The sequence below is a fragment of the Staphylococcus devriesei genome, from assembly GCF_002902625.1.
Taxonomy (GTDB): domain Bacteria; phylum Bacillota; class Bacilli; order Staphylococcales; family Staphylococcaceae; genus Staphylococcus; species Staphylococcus devriesei.
In genome coordinates this window covers 68297-85117 of record NZ_PPRG01000043.1, presented here as the reverse complement: position 1 = coordinate 85117, position 16821 = coordinate 68297, and the positions used below count along the sequence as shown (strand labels likewise).

Annotated in this window: 17 protein-coding genes and 2 tRNA genes; 10 read left to right on the top strand and 9 right to left on the bottom strand. The window is 32.8% G+C overall.

The genetic code is table 11. The features are described from left to right. The 3 genes from CD147_RS07460 to CD147_RS07450 form a co-directional block, all read left to right on the top strand. A partial coding sequence (locus CD147_RS07460) for a S1C family serine protease (protein WP_103166791.1) occupies positions 1 to 1812 on the top strand: 1812 nt, incomplete at its 5' end. Positions 1813 to 1830: 18 nt separating this feature from the next. Continuing rightward, on the top strand, positions 1831 to 3189 hold the full coding sequence (locus CD147_RS07455) for a TrkH family potassium uptake protein (RefSeq protein WP_103166790.1): 1359 nt from the start codon (positions 1831 to 1833) through the stop codon (positions 3187 to 3189). Between the two features lie 129 nt (positions 3190 to 3318). Then, positions 3319 to 4830 carry a bifunctional metallophosphatase/5'-nucleotidase gene (locus tag CD147_RS07450; protein WP_103166789.1) on the top strand — a complete coding sequence of 504 codons (1512 nt, stop codon included), beginning with the start codon at positions 3319 to 3321 and terminating at the stop codon, positions 4828 to 4830. A gap of 90 nt (positions 4831 to 4920) precedes the next feature. Here the strand turns inward: CD147_RS07450 and CD147_RS07445 are convergent, their stop codons facing one another. Beyond that, the gene (locus tag CD147_RS07445) at positions 4921 to 5523 is read right to left on the bottom strand and encodes a CPBP family glutamic-type intramembrane protease (RefSeq protein ID WP_103166788.1); all 603 of its coding nucleotides are present in this window, start codon (positions 5521 to 5523) and stop codon (positions 4921 to 4923) included. Between the two features lie 15 nt (positions 5524 to 5538). Further along, on the bottom strand, positions 5539 to 5715 hold the full coding sequence (locus CD147_RS07440; RefSeq protein ID WP_103166787.1) for a YkvS family protein: 177 nt from the start codon (positions 5713 to 5715) through the stop codon (positions 5539 to 5541). A 201-nt stretch (positions 5716 to 5916) separates the two neighbouring features. Between CD147_RS07440 and CD147_RS07435 the strand changes: the two genes are divergently transcribed. After that, entirely contained in the window at positions 5917 to 6906 is a 990-nt protein-coding gene (locus CD147_RS07435) for a lipoate--protein ligase (protein ID WP_103166786.1), read from the top strand. 129 nt (positions 6907 to 7035) lie between these two features. On the opposite strand, the gene CD147_RS07430 is transcribed toward CD147_RS07435, so the two are convergent. From CD147_RS07430 to CD147_RS07420, 3 genes are all read right to left on the bottom strand, one after another. Further along, positions 7036 to 7124: transfer RNA gene (locus CD147_RS07430), tRNA-Ser, on the bottom strand. A 3-nt stretch (positions 7125 to 7127) separates the two neighbouring features. Next, positions 7128 to 7202, bottom strand: a tRNA-Asn gene (locus CD147_RS07425). A 162-nt stretch (positions 7203 to 7364) separates the two neighbouring features. Next, positions 7365 to 7928 carry a competence protein ComK gene (locus tag CD147_RS07420; protein WP_103166785.1) on the bottom strand — a complete coding sequence of 188 codons (564 nt, stop codon included), beginning with the start codon at positions 7926 to 7928 and terminating at the stop codon, positions 7365 to 7367. 215 nt (positions 7929 to 8143) lie between these two features. Between CD147_RS07420 and CD147_RS07415 the strand changes: the two genes are divergently transcribed. After that, a complete protein-coding gene (locus CD147_RS07415) occupies positions 8144 to 8362 on the top strand; it encodes an IDEAL domain-containing protein (RefSeq protein WP_103166784.1) in 219 nt (72 codons plus the stop codon). Positions 8363 to 8439: 77 nt separating this feature from the next. On the opposite strand, the gene CD147_RS12455 is transcribed toward CD147_RS07415, so the two are convergent. Then, positions 8440 to 8541 carry an SAR1012 family small protein gene (locus CD147_RS12455; protein WP_252866595.1) on the bottom strand — a complete coding sequence of 34 codons (102 nt, stop codon included), beginning with the start codon at positions 8539 to 8541 and terminating at the stop codon, positions 8440 to 8442. Positions 8542 to 8653: 112 nt separating this feature from the next. Further along, complete coding sequence (locus CD147_RS07410) at positions 8654 to 8875, bottom strand: TM2 domain-containing protein (protein ID WP_103166783.1); 222 nt, start codon at positions 8873 to 8875, stop codon at positions 8654 to 8656. Between the two features lie 137 nt (positions 8876 to 9012). On the opposite strand from CD147_RS07410, the gene CD147_RS07405 reads away from it, so the two are divergent. After that, entirely contained in the window at positions 9013 to 9570 is a 558-nt protein-coding gene (locus tag CD147_RS07405) for a GNAT family N-acetyltransferase (RefSeq protein ID WP_103166782.1), read from the top strand. 73 nt (positions 9571 to 9643) lie between these two features. Here CD147_RS07405 and CD147_RS07400 read toward each other — a convergent pair whose 3' ends face one another. Next, positions 9644 to 10582, bottom strand: a complete 939-nt coding sequence (locus CD147_RS07400) for a 1,4-dihydroxy-2-naphthoate polyprenyltransferase (RefSeq protein ID WP_103166781.1) — start codon at positions 10580 to 10582, stop codon at positions 9644 to 9646. A 178-nt stretch (positions 10583 to 10760) separates the two neighbouring features. Here CD147_RS07400 and CD147_RS07395 point away from each other — a divergent pair, with 178 nt between their 5' ends. The 4 genes from CD147_RS07395 to menB are packed head-to-tail and all read left to right on the top strand — an operon-like array spanning position 10761 to position 15389. Next, a complete protein-coding gene (locus CD147_RS07395; protein ID WP_103166780.1) occupies positions 10761 to 12128 on the top strand; it encodes an isochorismate synthase in 1368 nt (455 codons plus the stop codon). Beyond that, positions 12118 to 13788 (top strand): 2-succinyl-5-enolpyruvyl-6-hydroxy-3-cyclohexene-1-carboxylic-acid synthase, encoded by a 1671-nt coding sequence (gene menD / locus CD147_RS07390; protein ID WP_103166779.1) that lies wholly within the window; start codon positions 12118 to 12120, stop codon positions 13786 to 13788. The genes CD147_RS07395 and menD overlap by 11 nt, the downstream gene beginning before the upstream one ends. Continuing rightward, a complete protein-coding gene (menH, locus tag CD147_RS07385) occupies positions 13775 to 14578 on the top strand; it encodes a 2-succinyl-6-hydroxy-2,4-cyclohexadiene-1-carboxylate synthase (RefSeq protein WP_103166778.1) in 804 nt (267 codons plus the stop codon). Before menD ends, menH begins: the two co-directional genes overlap by 14 nt. Beyond that, positions 14571 to 15389 carry a 1,4-dihydroxy-2-naphthoyl-CoA synthase gene (gene menB / locus CD147_RS07380; protein ID WP_103166777.1) on the top strand — a complete coding sequence of 273 codons (819 nt, stop codon included), beginning with the start codon at positions 14571 to 14573 and terminating at the stop codon, positions 15387 to 15389. Before menH ends, menB begins: the two co-directional genes overlap by 8 nt. 97 nt (positions 15390 to 15486) lie before the next feature. On the opposite strand, the gene CD147_RS07375 is transcribed toward menB, so the two are convergent. Next, positions 15487 to 16650, bottom strand: a complete 1164-nt coding sequence (locus CD147_RS07375) for an aminotransferase class I/II-fold pyridoxal phosphate-dependent enzyme (protein ID WP_103166776.1) — start codon at positions 16648 to 16650, stop codon at positions 15487 to 15489. Between the last annotated feature and the right edge of the window lie 171 nt (positions 16651 to 16821).

The window sequence follows — 16821 nt, the reverse complement described above, 5'->3', positions numbered from 1 at the left end:
GAAGAGCGTGAGGCTAGGATTAAGCGAGAAAAAGAGCAAAGAGAGCGCTTAACTCAAAAAGAACAACAACAAGCAAAGCTTAATGAAGAACGTGTAAAAGACAATTTGAGAAAAGCGCGAATTGAAAAACTCACTCAAGAAGAAATTCAACAACAGCAGCATCTAGCAAAGCTAAGAGCAGAAAATGAGTCTACTTCTAAAGTTGAAGGTAAATCGAAGGAATCACATAATTTAACTTTGCCTGAAGAACAACATCTAAAGAAAGAAAATAAAGCTTCAGAAAATGGAGATAATCAAACTATTAGTATTGATAAAGATACAAATGATTCTAACTCATCTAAGCCTGAATATAGCAGATTAAGAAAAAATAAAGACAAAGAAGAACAAAGCGCTCTAAAAAAAGAGAAAAACAAACAAACCAACCTTACAACTCATCACACAGAACAGGCAGAGAAACCGTTTAAAAGCGATAATACACATGAAGCTAGTGAAACAACGGACAATACTAAGTTAGGTAAAGAGCGTAAAGATGAACAAAATCCAACCTTAACTAAAGAAACTACTAATAGTTCTAAACGATTAGACAATCGAACATCAAATAATAACGATAATACGCAAAATCATACTTCCTCTGAAGAAAAGCAAGCTAATGATAAGGAAAAACTAGCATCAAACAATACTAACTTTATGGATCAAGTGAAAGCATTCTTTAAATTACATTGGGCTAAAATTGTTATTGTTATAGCAATTATCTTAATTATTCTACTTTTAAACGCGATTATTTCTAGTATTAATCAAGGTAGTAGTATTAACCAAAGTGAGGATAATCATTTGAAGTATACATCAACTATGAAAAACGCAAACAACACTGTTAAGTCAGTAGTAACAGTGGAAAGTGACGCACCTAAGAAAACTTCAGTTCAACAAACAAATACAAATTCAAATAGTGAACTTGGCTCAGGTGTCGTCTACAAAAAAGTAGGCGATGCTTTTTTTATTTTAACTAACAATCATATTATAAGTGGTAGTGATAAAATCAAAGTAACTTATGGTGATCATGCCTCAACAGAAGCAAGACTCGTTGGTAAAGATAAATGGTCTGATATTGCAGTGGTTAAGGCGAATATTAAAGATCAGAACATTAAACCAATTGAGATTGGAGATTCTAGTAAATTGGTTTTAGGTGAATCTATTATTGTAGTAGGCAATCCATTAGGTGAAGACTTTAAAAATAGTGTGTCTAAAGGTATCGTTTCGGGACTGAACAGAGCGGTAGCTGTAGATTTTAACCAAGATAACGAAAATGATGAACGTATTAAAGCGTTTCAAATAGATGCCTCAGTTAATCCTGGGAATTCGGGTGGTGCTGTAGTAAATGATAGTGGAAGACTTGTTGGTATAGTGTCACTAAAAATAAATATGCCAAATATAGAAGGTATGGGCTTTGCAATCCCTATTAACGATGCTATAGAGATAGCTAATGAACTAGAAAAGAAAGGTAAAATCGATTATCCTAATACAGGTATCGCCATTGAAAATGTACAAGACCTTAACAGCTATGAACGTGAAATTTTAGATGTTCCAAATGATATTGCGAACGGTATAGTAGTAGAAAAGTTAAAAGATGGTGGATTAGGTGAAAAATCTGGTTTAAAAACTGGCGATGTAGTTGTAGAATTAGATAGTAAAACAATAAAAAATAATTTAGATTATAGACAGATTATTTTCAATCATAGACAGGATTTAGCAACATTGACAGGAAAAATATATAGAGACGGAAAATCTCAAGAAATAAAAATTAAATTAAAATAACGTTGAGGTGACAAGTTAATGTCTATTTTCGGTAAGTTGTTAAAAAAATCAAGTCCTCAACAAGGGATTGTTTTATATTATCTAATAGCTATAGTCGTCGCATTTTTATTATTAAACTTACCGTTTGTACATAAACAAGGCGTGTCCGTGAGCCCTATAGACTCACTGTTTGTAGCTGTCTCTGGTATCAGTGTAACTGGCTTATCTCCAATAAATATTGTTGATACTTATTCCGTTTTTGGCCAAATAATTATACTAGTTATTCTGAATATCGGTGGAATCGGGGTCATGGCAATTGGTACTGTTTTATGGGTAGTGCTCGGTAAACATATTGGTATTCGTGAACGTCAATTAATTATGCTAGATAATAATAAAGATACGATGAGCGGAACGGTAAAGTTAATCCTAGAAATTATTAAAACGATATTAACGATTGAATTTGTTGGCGCTTTATTATTAGCGTTTTACTTTTATAGAGATAATCCAGATTTGAAAAATTCATTGATGCAAGGACTGTTTGTTTCTGTATCTGCTACTACAAACGGTGGATTAGACATCACAGGTCAATCTTTAGTGCCATATGCGAAAGATTATTTCGTGCAAACAATTGTAATGTTTTTAATCGTATTAGGTTCAATAGGATTTCCAGTGTTATTAGAAATCAGAGCTTATGTTAGAAATAGAGTAAGTCATTTTAGATTTTCATTATTTACTAAGATAACTACAACAACGTATTTCTTTTTATTTACTTTTGGTGTGTTAGCAATCTTAGCGCTTGAACACAATCATGCTTTTAAAGGTTTAAGCTGGCATCAGTCGTTGTTTTATTCTCTATTTCAATCGGCAACGACGAGAAGCGCTGGTTTACAAACGATTGATGTTACAAACTTTAGTGATGCTACAAATGTATTAATGAGTATTTTAATGTTTATAGGTTCTTCTCCAAGTTCAGTTGGTGGGGGGATTCGTACCACTACTTTTGCGATTTTAATTTTATTTGTTATTAATTTTAATAATAATACTGAAAAATCGGCTATCAAAGTTTTTAATAGGGAAATACATGTCGTAGATATACAGCGTTCGTTCGCGGTATTTACTATGGCGTCATTGCTTACATTTACAAGCATGATTATTATTTTAGCTACGGAAAAGAGTAATTTAACGTTCTTACAAGTATTCTTTGAGGTCATGTCAGCTTTTGGAACATGTGGGTTATCATTAGGCGTTACTGACGATATTAGTGGACTTACAAAGGCCATACTTATGATATTAATGTTTATAGGACGTGTAGGTCTTATTTCATTTATCATTATGATTGCAGGTCGTAAAGAACCAGATAAATTCCATTATCTTAAAGAACGTGTACAAATAGGTTAATTAGCAAAGTCAGTCAAAGCATAGAAATATGTTTTAGACTGGCTTTTTATCTGTTTTAAAACAAACTAAATGAATAACACACAGGGTTTAATAAATGTTAAACTAACCTTAAATAAGGGGTGTGTAAACGTGGAAAAAAACGAAAATATAAATATAGATATTTTGGCAACGTCTGACATGCATAGCCATTTTTTGAATGGTGATTATGGATCGAATATCTATCGCGCTGGTGCGTATGTTAAAAATGTTAGAGAAAATAATGATAATGTTATTTTACTTGATAGCGGAGGTAGTTTAGCAGGTTCTCTGGAAGCCTATTATTACGCAATTGTAGCCCCATATAAACGTCACCCAATGGTTAAGCTAATGAATGATATGCAGTATGACGCGAGTGGGGTAAGTCCCGATGATTTTAAATTCGGATTATCATTTTTAACACGTTCCGTATCATTAGCACGCTTTCAGTGGTTATCAGCCAATATAGAGTATGCACTAACGAAAGAGCCTTATTTTTCAACACCTTATGTGATTAAACAATATGACAATGTTAGGATAGCGATTGTTGGCTTGACGGCTGATGGTTTAATGAAAAATGAATACGCTGAAATGGAAACAGATGTCTCTATTGAAAAAACGTTATTTTCAGCTAGACGATGGATCAGATATATTCATGAAACTGAACATCCGGATTTCTTAATTGTTATTTATCATGGTGGATTAAATAAGATTAGTCAGACGAATCACCGTCATGGAGAGAGTTCACATGAAGCTGAAAAATTAATGAAAGAAATTGGAGTAATTGATTTAATGATTACCGCCCATCAACACCAAACGATAATAGGTAATGATTATGAGACAGTGTATGTTCAAGCTGGTCAAAATGCACAAGAATTAATTCACGTTAAAATAAAATTTAAAAAAAGAACAAGTACTTTCGAAAAAGAAGATATACAATCTGCAGTGGTTGACTTAAGTGAATATAAAGAAGATGATGAGTTACTCAATATGACATATTATGATCGTAAAGCAGTTGAACATTGGTCTAAAGAAGTGGTTTCTGAAAATAATTATGATATGAAAATTAACGGCCTAGAAGATTTATTAAGTAAGACACATCCATTTACCCAACTTCTACATGATAGTCTTAAATTGGCTTATGATAATACTATTACATGTGTTAATGTGCCTAAAAATGGCGAAAAAGGATTTAACGATGTAATTACAAATGAAGATATTTATTATGCCTATCCACACCCAGATAAAGCACTTGATTTAACTTTGACTGGTCAACAAATTAAAGACATGATTGAATATACATATTCTTACATACAATTTGAAAATGAACAGTTAACTATGACAATTGTAGATGAAACTTTATGTACCATATGGCAAGGTTTTGAATATGAAGTGGATATGTCAGAAGAACTATTTAATCGGGTGAGTTTGAAAGACGTAGAATTAAATGAGGAATATAGAGTTACGATGACAGATTACTGTTACAGAAATTATCGTCAATATTTAGATGGGGCTATGATTCATCACGCTACTCACAATTTACCTATGAGTATGCTTATTGCTAAAAATTTAAAAGAGCCAAATTATAACTTATTAGTCATAGACAACTTTAAAGTAAATATTTAATGCTCTCTTCAATAATATAAACGTATGTGCGTTACAAATTACTACTAAAAAAAGAAACTTTTCTTAGCTATTCAAACTAAGAAAAGTTTTTTATCCATGAAATATTAATAACAAGATGATGGCGACAATTTGGCCTAATGATGTAGTTACTATACGACGTGTGTATTGATAACTAAATGATAAAACTAATTGAGCAACGAAAATAAATGCTACAATCCACCATTTGTCTAAGTATATAAATAACGAACTTGAGCATAAAGCAGTAATAATAATGACTAACCAGCTAGGTAACTTAAAACGAGTTAATTCTTTTTGTAAAACTGTTCTCATATATAATTCATGACAAGGTATAACAAAAATCAAGGTTACCAGCATTTGCCATTTGAAATATACGCCTGTTCTTGATAGTTCTTTAATAAGCTCAGCGTACGTTATTTGTGGAGTAAATAACGAGAAGATAAACCGAACAAAAATCAAGACGATACTTGTTATAATTCCAACCCCAATAGAAGTTAATAAACGTTTCGACTCAATATCCCTTTGGTAGAAAACATAACTAATGCCAGCAATCAACATAATACCTGTGTATAAATACCAGTATTCTTGATGCTCTCCCCACATAATATATAGAATCAAATGGAATACAATAAAGCTTGCAATAAACCAAATTAAAGCTTTCGATATATTTTTCATTTAATATTAACCTTCTTATTCAACGATCGTATATCGTTTGTGATTAATAACTGTTTTTTCTGGTAAGTCTAAGTCATTAAAGTTATCCATAATAGTTAAATCAACAATTACTGAATTGTCATTAATTTTTTCAACACGGCCTCTTAAACCGTCATAAAATTCTACAATATTTCCTACTTCTGCAACAGTCATTACGAGTCCTCCTCAAATCATAGCTAGGCTATATTGTACTAAAATTTAGCCTAATAATAAACAAATATATGCTAAAAATAGCAAATAATATTTTAATTTTGAAAATAATGTCAAATTTGAGTAAATAATTGGCAATATATATAATTATAAGGCATAACTAGATTAAGGGCATATATCAGAGAGATATAAGGAGAGATAAATATGAAATTTGTAAGCAACAACAATATTACCGATCCTACTATTAATCTTGCGATGGAGGAGTACGTATTAAAACACTTACCCGCTGATGATAGTTACTTTTTATTTTACGTGAATGGTCCATCCATTATTGTTGGTAAAAACCAAAATACCATTGAAGAGGTCAACAAACAATATGTAGATGAACATAATATTCATGTAGTCCGTCGTATTTCTGGAGGTGGCGCTGTCTATCACGATCAGGGTAATTTAAACTTTAGTTTTATTACTGACGATGATGGCAATAGTTTCCATAATTTCAAAAAATTTACAGAACCTATCGTACAAGCATTGCAATCTATGGGCGTTAATGCCGAAATGACTGGACGAAATGATATCCAAGTAGGGCAAGCTAAAATTTCAGGAAATGCGATGGTTAAAGTTAAAGAAAGAATGTTTAGCCATGGGACATTAATGCTTAATAGTGACTTAGGTGAGGTGCAAAACGCGTTAAGAGTTAACCCTAAAAAAATTCAATCTAAAGGTATTAAATCTGTGCGTAAACGTGTCGCTAATATTGATGAATTTTTAGAACAATCAATTTCTATTGAAGAATTTAAACAAATCATCTTGAAAACCATTTTCGGTGAACACGAAGTAGAAGAGTATAAATTAACAGATGAAGATTGGAATAAAATTGAAGAATTAAGTAATGAAAAATATCGTACCTGGGATTGGAACTATGGAAGAAATCCTAACTATAATTTTGAACGTGATGAGAAGTTCGAAAAAGGTTTCGTGCAAATTAAATTTGATGTTAAAAAAGGTAAAATCGAACATGCAAGAATATTCGGTGATTTCTTTGGTGAAGGGGATATAACCGAATTAGAAAATGCTTTAGTTGGCGCTCTTCATGATTATACACATATTAAAGAAGCCATGGAAAATTATGATTTTTATCACTATTTCGGAGACATCGACAAAGAAAATATTTTAAAATTAATGTCTTATTAGTAGAAGTATTAATGGAATAGAAATTAAATATAGATATAAGGCTCTGGATAAAGATTTTCTAGATATGTCCAGAGCTTTATATAAACACAAAAATAACCCCTCGCATAAACGAGGGGTTATTTTAACGTACGGAAACGGAGGGATTCGAACCCTCGCGCCGCTCTCGCGACCTACACCCTTAGCAGGGGCGCCTCTTCAGCCAACTTGAGTACGTTTCCATATGGCTCCGCAGGTAGGATTCGAACCTACGACCGATCGGTTAACAGCCGATAGCTCTACCACTGAGCTACTGCGGATTAATATGATTTATCTAATGAGCACAAGTATTATTATATCAATAAACTTAAATTTTGCAAGGGATTATTTTCAAAAAATATACGGAATATTTACACTATATTAATATAAAAATCCCGTATATTTTAAAATTAAACATAAAACTATCTATCTTGTAATAGGGATTAGTGTGAAAGTGCTTCGAAAATATTTAGCGTGGATTTTTCATAGTCGATAGGCATTTCTGGATTATTAGATTTCATACGCGCATGTTTATCAACCATGTAATAGTAATAAATACAATTTGAGTATTGGTGCCATAAACTATGATATGAAACGTTGAGGTTTAAAGCTTGTTCATTAGCGAAAATGATTTTACTTTTCCGATTTTTAAGAGGTTTTACTTCTAAAACGTAGTGCATGTTAATCCACATATTCTCTTCTAAGCGATCCGAATGGGTAGGAAATAAATAAGTAGGGAACAAAGGAGTTAGCAGGATCGGAGGTTTACTTGTGATACCTGCAATTCGATGTGCTTCTGATTTTTTGCTAATGTAATTGTTTCCATAAAACTTACAAGACCGTTCTATGATTTTTTGAGTTTTAAAAGGACTAGTTTCGGTTGACGTGTCATACTTCATAATTTTAGTTCCATTAGTTTGACCATGCTCATCAAATATAGGTTTAATTACCATGTCACCCTTACGGATAATATAGACGGTATTAGGCGATGATGAATTTTGCTTCATCTAAACCCTCCTTTTTATAATATTATATTATCAGTAAATCTGTATTGTCTGTAACTAATAATATGTAATTATTATATAAAAATATTATGTGTTGTCAAGCGTGTCTTAATAAATAATATTACACTTATTTTTGATAAAAGTCAGAATATTCGATTGATTAAAAAAATAAAAACTTGTATACTATCAATAAATAAATAAGAAAGGCAGTGATTGTAATGCATTACAATACCAACGTCAAACACACGACGCTAGAAGATTTTGTAACAACGGTTAATGATCTTGGAGTTGAGCTAGTAATTGATGAGGCCCTTCGACAAGCACGTAAAAAGCAACTTATTGAATTAATTGATGAAACATTAATTAATAAGAATGAAACAGATTTTATTAATTATACCAATGAATACAAAAATTTGGAGGCATTTCTAAATGAGTAAATCAGGATCCTGTAGTTCATTATAAAAGGTCTATTCACTACTTAAAGTTAAGTTAGCGAATAGACCTTTTTATGTTATTACTTTTTACCGCCTTTTGATCTTCCTTCTATTTTATCACGAATCCATTTTACTAAATAACCAGTAATAAGCGTTCTTAAGACGCGTTTAACGATATTCATATTTTCTTGCTCCTTTACTTAATGGTTATTAAATTCTACCCGATTCACGTATAGTTAAAGATATATTTCAAAATTTTTAAGAAGAAACTTATAAATTTAATAAAAGTAAGTCTTATATATCTTTTTTAGACAACGTAATATAACCGTATTGATCCGCTTTAGTTGTAAATATAATTAAAAGTCCATGAATAATTGAAACAATGCTAGGGATAGCTGTCCAAAAGAATACTAAATGGAGTACGCCTTGCCATACTTTATCAGCATAGAATTTGTGAATACCAACGCCGCCTAAGAAAATAGTACATAGCACATATAACGTTTTATTTACTTTCATAATCACGATGCCTCCTTAAATCCACATTTTAATCATTTTCGAATAAAAAGCAAATCATCTAATTTACAATTAATTTAATAATATTTGGAAGTTCTATATAATGTAATTAAATGCAACTGAAAGGGGGATAATGGGATATGATACGTAAGGCGAGACCAAGTGATAATAAGCAAATCGCGGAATTATGTTATATTATTTGGCAAGATATGGAGCTCGATATTATTAATCATATTACTAAGGAACGAGTGTTATACGCTATAGAAGAAAGTATCGTTAATATTAATTATCGTACAAATTATCAGAATGTGTGGGTATATGAACAAGAAGGGCAAGTTGCCGGTTGTATCATTGCATATGATGGAGCAAAGGAAATGATGCTAGAGAGTTCTTGGCTAGAATTGGCACTTGAAGAAGATATAAAAAGTTTAGGGACGCCATTACCTTTAAAAGAAGCACATGACGATGAATGGTATATCGAAACCGTTGCTACATTTCCTGAGTTTAGGGGGCAAGGTATTGCTACGCAACTATTTGAATACCTCATCAACAGTTATCCAAATTATAAATGGAGTTTAAGTTGTGATTATGATAATCCGAAAGCACGAAAACTTTATGAACGGTTAGGATTTATATGGACAGAAGATATTAATTTGTATGGGCATAATTATTTACATATGGTTTATATGCCAGATTAACTAGTTAAATAAAAAATCCAACATAAACTGCTTTAAAACAATCATGTTGGATAATATAGTCAATATTCTAGCTTTAAATACCGCCCAGTAATGCGCTGATATAAATACCTAAAGCATATAAAAAGCCAAATACTGTATTCATTTTACCTGTAGCGGCCATAGCTGGCATCATGCTAGCAGGTGTATCGTTCTTTTTGAAACGACGAATTGCTTTCACTGGCATAGGGAATGATAATAATACTAATAAGTAAAATAGTGAACCGCCTGGGACGAATAAAGCTATAAAGATAACAATGACATAAGCGAGTATGTACATCGCAGCCATAAACATAATTGAAGCACGTTTACCTAATAAAATGGGTAAAGTTTTACGTCCACTTGCTTTATCTTTAACGCGGTCACGAATATTATTTGCCATATTAATAAGACCAATCGTAATAACGATAGGGACACTAATCCAAACTACAAAGACGTTAATATTGCCAGTTTGAATAAAGAAAGCAAGCAAAATAATAATCATTCCCATAAATAGACCTGAGAATAATTCACCAAATGGTGTCCATGAAATTGGCATAGGTCCACCAGTATACAAGTAGCCGATAGCCATACATACAAGACCTACTGGGATAATCCAAAATGAGCTATGTATAGCTAAATAGATACCGAGTAAAGCGGCAATAATATAAAACGCTATTGCTAGATTCATGACAAGTTTAGGGCTCATACCATTTCTGACGATAGCGCCACCAATGCCAACAGAAGTGTGGTCATCTAAACCTTTTTTAAAGTCATAATATTCATTGAACATATTTGTTGCAGCTTGAATTAAAAGACATGCAATTAACATTGCTAACAATAAGCTGAGTTTAATGTTATCTTGACTTCCTAATAAAAAAAGTTTAGCAGTGGCTGTACCAACTAATACAGGTACAATTGCAGCAGTAAGTGTATGAGGTCGCATTAAGTGCCAATATTTTCTAACAGTAGAATATTGTTGATATTGATCTGCCATAATTAATCTACCTCTTATAATATAAAGTTTTAACATATGTATTTTAAAGGAATAGGTTATAAAGGTCAAATTACGTGAAATATTTCATAATTTGATTAAGCAATTATGCCACTATAAATAGTCAAAAATGATACAATATTGTAATGAGTAAAAATAGATAATGAAAGAAGTGAAATGAATGGCTGCGAATTTAAAAGAAGGCGAAATTATTGAATCTATATACGAAAGTAATAAAAGTTGGGTTTCTGTTGAAGTGGTATTAGATAAAACATTAACACCCGATGCGTTATTTCATTTAACAGAAGACCAAGCTGGAGATCGTTTTTATTTTCGTTTAAATGATAATACGTCTTCGTTTTTCGGCTACCATGCTGTTCAAAAATTTAAAAATAATTTTGAGAATAAACAATCAATCTTTCGGGAATGGGAAAAATTTAAAAACGAAGTTGAATTAATACATCTTGAAACTAAAAAACATCATCTAAAAGTAATTGGAGGCTTCCAATTTTCAAGTCATAAATCAGATGATGAATGGCGTGAATTTGGTATTAATCACTTCGTTGTACCGGAAGTGCTTATTTCTTCAATTGATAATCAAACATTATTGACCTACACGGTTGAACGAGCAAATTTTGATATGGAGCATTTTAAAGATGTTATTGCACATTTTGAAAATGCAGATGTAGATGATTCTGATCATGAAGAAACACTAGGGAACATTACACGAATGGAAGATATTTACAAAGATGAGTGGAAAGAACTCGTTGGCAATGCAATTGAACAGCTTGATGAAAATAAAAAAATTGTTCTTGCGCGACGTCGGATGATTAAGTTCGATAAACCTATTGATATCCCATATGTATTAAATAGAGCGCTTCAAAACGAAAAAAATAGTTATCTCTTTATATTGGAGTCTAATGAGTCAGTCTTCTTTTCACAAACGCCTGAACAATTGTTAAAGGTTGAAGATGGCGTATTATCGACTAAAGCTGTAGCTGGAACCATTCAACGTTCTCATAATGAGGAAGAAGACCGAAAAAATATCGAAGCATTCTTACAAGATAAAAAGAACTTAGGAGAACATGACTTTGTTGTGCGTAGTATACTACATGATATTGAACCGTATGTTGAAGGTGTAGACTATAATCAAACCCCTAATATTCTTAAAAATGACCACATGTACCATTTATATACTAAAATTCAAGGTAAACTAAAAAGTAATTCCTATATAGGGTTAATAGATCAAATGCATCCAACACCTGCTTTAGGTGGCTATCCAAAAGAAGAAGCGGTTAAATTTATCGAAGAACATGAGTTTGGCACGCGTGGTCTTTATGGCGCACCTGTAGGATATATTGATATGAACGATGATTGTGAATTTATTGTGGCGATTCGCTCTATGTTAATCAAACAGAATCAGACGACCCTTTTCGCGGGATGCGGTATTGTTAAAGATTCTGATCCAGAGAGCGAAGTTGTTGAAACGGCAGTTAAATTCTCGCCAATGATGAACGCATTAGGAGTAGTGGATAAGAATGAATCATAACGAAGCATTAACTAAACAAGTCTATACGTTCGCTTCAGAACTTTATGCATATGGAGTACGCGAAGTAGTAATCAGCCCAGGTTCACGTTCGACGCCTCTTGCCATTGCGTTTGAAGCTCATCCTAACATTACAACTTGGATTCACCCTGATGAACGTAGTGCCGCATTCTTTGCTTTAGGTTTAATAAAAGGAAGCAATAGACCGGTAGCGATATTATGTACATCAGGTACGGCAGCAGCGAACTATACACCTGCAATTGCAGAAAGCCAAATTAGTCGTATTCCAATGATTGTATTGACGAGTGATCGCCCTCATGAATTAAGAAGTGTAGGAGCGCCTCAAGCAATTAATCAAGTAAATATGTTTGAGAATTATGTTAAGTTTCAATTTGATATGCCTGTAGCTGATGGTAGTGATCAAATGACAGACACCATCTATTATCAAATGCAAATTGCGAGCCAATATTTGTATGGCCCGCATCGTGGACCTATTCATTTCAATTTACCGTTTAGAGAGCCACTAACGCCAGACCTCGAAAAAGTAGAATGGCTTACGTCTTATAATAAAACGTTGCCACATTATCAGAAAAATATTAACACTCAAGATATTAGTGCTATTTTAAAACAGAAAAAAGGGCTTATTATTGTAGGAGATATGCAACACCAAGCAGTGGATCAAATTCTGACATATGCGACTATTCATGATTTACCAATCTTAGCCGATCCTTTAAGTCAACTACGTAAATATAATCATCCAAATGTGATTACGACTTACGATTTATATTATCGTGCTGGTTTAGAGTTAGATGTTGATTTTATTATTCGTGTTGGTAAACCGGTTATTTCTAAAAAGTTAAATCAATGGCTTAAGCGTACTAATGCATTTCAAATCCTTGTACAAAATAATGATAAGATTGATGTCTTTCCAATGCCACCAAGTATTTCCTACGAAATATCAGCAAATGACTTCTTCAGAAATTTAATTGAAGAACCAACAGTTAAGCGTAAAGATTGGTTAGAAACATGGCAAACATTAGAAACGCAAGCACGTACTATCATTTCTAAACATATGTCACAAGCAACAGATGAAGCGGCTTACGTAAACTTATTAATTGATAAATTATCTAATGAAGATGCTATATTTGTTAGTAATAGTATGCCAATACGCGATATCGATAACTTACTTTTAAATAAAGAAATTGAAGTGTACGCTAATCGTGGCGCAAATGGAATTGATGGTGTGGTGTCTACGGCAATAGGTATGGCAGTGCATAAAAACATTACCTTATTGATTGGTGATTTAGCGTTTTATCATGATATGAACGGTTTATTAATGGCGAAATTAAATGATATACATTTAAATATTGTGTTGCTAAATAATGATGGTGGAGGAATTTTCTCTTATCTTCCGCAAAAATCATTAGATGAGGCTTACTTTGAAAGATTATTTGGCACACCAACTGGTTTGAATTTTGAATATACGGCATTGCTTTACGATTTTACATTTAAACGTTTTAATACTGTAACAGATTTTGCGCATGAAAAATTATCACACATGAGTTCACATATTTATGAAATAACGACTGACCGTGATGATAATTTGGAACAACATCATACTTTATATAAAAAATTAAGTGGGGTATTAAATGCTACATTATAATTTTCATCAATCTAATCAAGATGCGACTCAACTTCTAATATTATTACATGGCTTTATTAGTGATAGCCGTACGTATAATAATCACCTTGAAGCCTTGTTAAAAGAAACCAATGTCTTAACGATTGATTTACCTGGACATGGGCAAGATACCACTTCAATGGACATTACGTGGGATTTCCCATTTTTAACTAAGGAAATAGATGAAGTCTTAGCGCTTTATAAAGAATATCAATTGAATCTATTAGGCTATTCAATGGGTGGACGTATAGCATTATATTATGCGTTACATGGTGAACATAAGTTACAACACATTATATTGGAAAGTACGTCTCCGGGTATTGCGAAGGAAGAAGAACGCGTGGAGCGCCAACAAGTTGATGCTGCAAGAGGTAAGGTATTAGATATTGCAGGTCTTGAAATATTCGTAAATGATTGGGAAAAGCTCCCTTTATTTTATACACAATATGACTTAGATAAAGATAAGAAGAAAGCGATACGTGAGATGCGAATGTCTCAACAACCTCACAAGTTAGCTAAAGCATTGCGTGAGTATGGCACGGGCCATATGCCTTCTTTATGGAATGAGATTCAGGATATACAGGTGCCTTGCCTCATTTTAGCGGGAGAATTAGATAAGAAATTTGTTAAAACAGCTCAGGCTATGGCTAAAGAGATAAGTAATAGCCACGTCCATATCTTCTCAGAAGTTGGTCATACAATTCATGTGGAAGATGAAGCGGAATTTGATACAATAGTAGTAGGTTTTTTAAAGGAGGAGCAAAATGAGTAGACAGTGGGAAACACTTAGAGAATATGATGAAATTAAATATGAATTCTTCGAAGGAATTGCAAAAGTAACAATCAACCGTCCAGAGGTGCGTAATGCGTTTACACCTAAGACAGTTGCTGAAATGATTGATGCATTTAGTCGTGCACGCGATGATCAAAATATTTCAGTAATTATTTTAACAGGTGAAGGCGATAAAGCATTTTGTTCAGGCGGAGACCAAAAGAAACGTGGCCATGGGGGTTATGTAGGCGAAGACCAAATTCCTCGTTTGAATGTATTAGATTTACAACGTTTAATCCGTGTGATACCTAAGCCAGTTATTGCAATGGTTAGAGGTTATGCTATCGGTGGCGGAAACGTGTTAAATGTAGTATGTGATTTAACAATTGCAGCTGATAATGCTATCTTCGGTCAAACAGGGCCTAAAGTAGGTTCATTTGATGCTGGCTATGGTTCAGGTTATTTAGCAAGAATCGTTGGACACAAAAAAGCACGTGAAATTTGGTACTTATGTCGTCAATACAATGCACAAGAAGCATTAGACATGGGCTTAGTAAATACTGTAGTACCTTTAGATCAAATTGAAGACGAAACAGTTAAATGGTGTAAAGATATCATGAAACATTCTCCAACAGCTTTACGTTTCTTAAAAGCTGCTATGAACGCTGATACTGACGGTTTAGCTGGCTTACAACAAATGGCTGGAGATGCTACGTTACTTTACTATACAACGGATGAAGCAAAAGAAGGACGCGACGCATTTAAAGAAAAACGCGATCCAGACTTCGATCAATTTCCTAAATTCCCATAAGTGATAGATTAATATAAATAAAGACACTTGAACTAAAGGTATTAATCACTAAAGAGTGAGACATATACTTTCTTTCAAGTGTCTTTTTTCTTATATTTTATAAATGATAATTTTCTTTTAAAAATTGTTCTAAACGACGCATACCTTCTTTTAGAACATCTATTTCATAGGCATAGGAAATACGTACATAACCTTTACCAATATCCGTAAACGAAGAGCCCGGCACGATGGCCACATGAGCTTCTTCAAGGAGTTTAACGCAAAAGGCATAATCTTCTTCAGTATATTTTTTAATACTTGGAAAAATATAAAAAGCACCTTCAGGTTGAGCATCTAATTCAAAACCTAATTCTAATAATTTATTTTTTAAATAATTGCGACGTTCAATATAAGCTTCATTCATATATTGTGGTGCATTTACACCCTCAGTTAAAGCAGTAATACAAGCGATTTGTGCAGGGACATTAGCACAAATACAATTATAGGCGTGCATGAATGTTAATTTTTCAATTAAATATTCTGGACCGATGAGGAAACCAATGCGAATACCTGTAGCCGAATGTGATTTACTCAAGCCACCAATTAAGAGTAATTGGTCACGTATTTCTTGATATTCTGCAAATGATGTATGTTGGCCTTTAAAAGTATTTTCAGCATAAATTTCATCGCTAATGATAAAAAATTCTCTATTTTTTAACTCGTTAACTAGTGCCTCTACTTCCTCACGTTCTAGAATGACCCCTGTAGGATTAGTAGGGTAGTTAAGTAAGATAGCTTTTGTTTTATTTGTAATATGGTGAGCAATTAACTCTGGCGTTACTTTGAAATTAGAATTTGTGGTATCTATATAAACAGGATGGCCACCTAAAGTTTCAATCAAAGGAATGTAGCCTGCGTAGATAGGTCCTGGAATTAAAATTTCATCGCCTGGCTCAATAATACTGCGCAACGATGTGTCTAGTGCTTCACTTGCGCCATTGGTCACAATAATTTCTTCTTCGTTATAGTAGAAACCATACTTATTTTTAAAATACTGGCTGATAGCTTCGCGTGTTTCAGGCAATCCTTTATTATGAGAATAACTTGTTTTATTTTCTTGAATAGCATGAATATAAGCATTTTTAACCACATTAGGCATCGGAAAATCGGGTTGTCCGATAGTTAAATTAACACAATCTTCAATATGCTTCATTTTATTTGAAAATTGCCGAATACTTGGCGCCCTTAAAAATCTTGAATTAGAGTTTAAAGATAATTTCATATATACACCTCAATCAATACCTAAGCTTGAATATATTGAGATAAGAACATTATTAACTTGCAACCTCTTATATAAATAGTTATAAATGATTTATAACTTACCTCAAGTCCAAACTTATTTTTAGAATATTCTTATAATAACACACTTTCGTCTAAGATAAGTTGGTATCTC

Bases quoted from the DNA above. Each gene is read 5' to 3' on its own strand.
- CD147_RS07455 (WP_103166790.1), top strand. From the start codon at position 1,831: ATGTCTATTTTCGGTAAGTTGTTAAAAAAATCAAGTCCTCAACAAGGG.
- CD147_RS07445 (WP_103166788.1), bottom strand. From the start codon at position 5,523: ATGAAAAATATATCGAAAGCTTTAATTTGGTTTATTGCAAGCTTTATT.
- CD147_RS07440 (WP_103166787.1), bottom strand. From the start codon at position 5,715: ATGACTGTTGCAGAAGTAGGAAATATTGTAGAATTTTATGACGGTTTA.
- CD147_RS07435 (WP_103166786.1), top strand. From the start codon at position 5,917: ATGAAATTTGTAAGCAACAACAATATTACCGATCCTACTATTAATCTT.
- CD147_RS07420 (WP_103166785.1), bottom strand. From the start codon at position 7,928: ATGAAGCAAAATTCATCATCGCCTAATACCGTCTATATTATCCGTAAG.
- CD147_RS07415 (WP_103166784.1), top strand. From the start codon at position 8,144: ATGCATTACAATACCAACGTCAAACACACGACGCTAGAAGATTTTGTA.
- CD147_RS12455 (WP_252866595.1), bottom strand. From the start codon at position 8,541: ATGAATATCGTTAAACGCGTCTTAAGAACGCTTATTACTGGTTATTTA.
- CD147_RS07410 (WP_103166783.1), bottom strand. From the start codon at position 8,875: ATGAAAGTAAATAAAACGTTATATGTGCTATGTACTATTTTCTTAGGC.
- CD147_RS07405 (WP_103166782.1), top strand. From the start codon at position 9,013: ATGATACGTAAGGCGAGACCAAGTGATAATAAGCAAATCGCGGAATTA.
- CD147_RS07400 (WP_103166781.1), bottom strand. From the start codon at position 10,582: ATGGCAGATCAATATCAACAATATTCTACTGTTAGAAAATATTGGCAC.
- CD147_RS07395 (WP_103166780.1), top strand. From the start codon at position 10,761: ATGGCTGCGAATTTAAAAGAAGGCGAAATTATTGAATCTATATACGAA.
- menD (WP_103166779.1), top strand. From the start codon at position 12,118: ATGAATCATAACGAAGCATTAACTAAACAAGTCTATACGTTCGCTTCA.
- menH (WP_103166778.1), top strand. From the start codon at position 13,775: ATGCTACATTATAATTTTCATCAATCTAATCAAGATGCGACTCAACTT.
- menB (WP_103166777.1), top strand. From the start codon at position 14,571: ATGAGTAGACAGTGGGAAACACTTAGAGAATATGATGAAATTAAATAT.
- CD147_RS07375 (WP_103166776.1), bottom strand. From the start codon at position 16,650: ATGAAATTATCTTTAAACTCTAATTCAAGATTTTTAAGGGCGCCAAGT.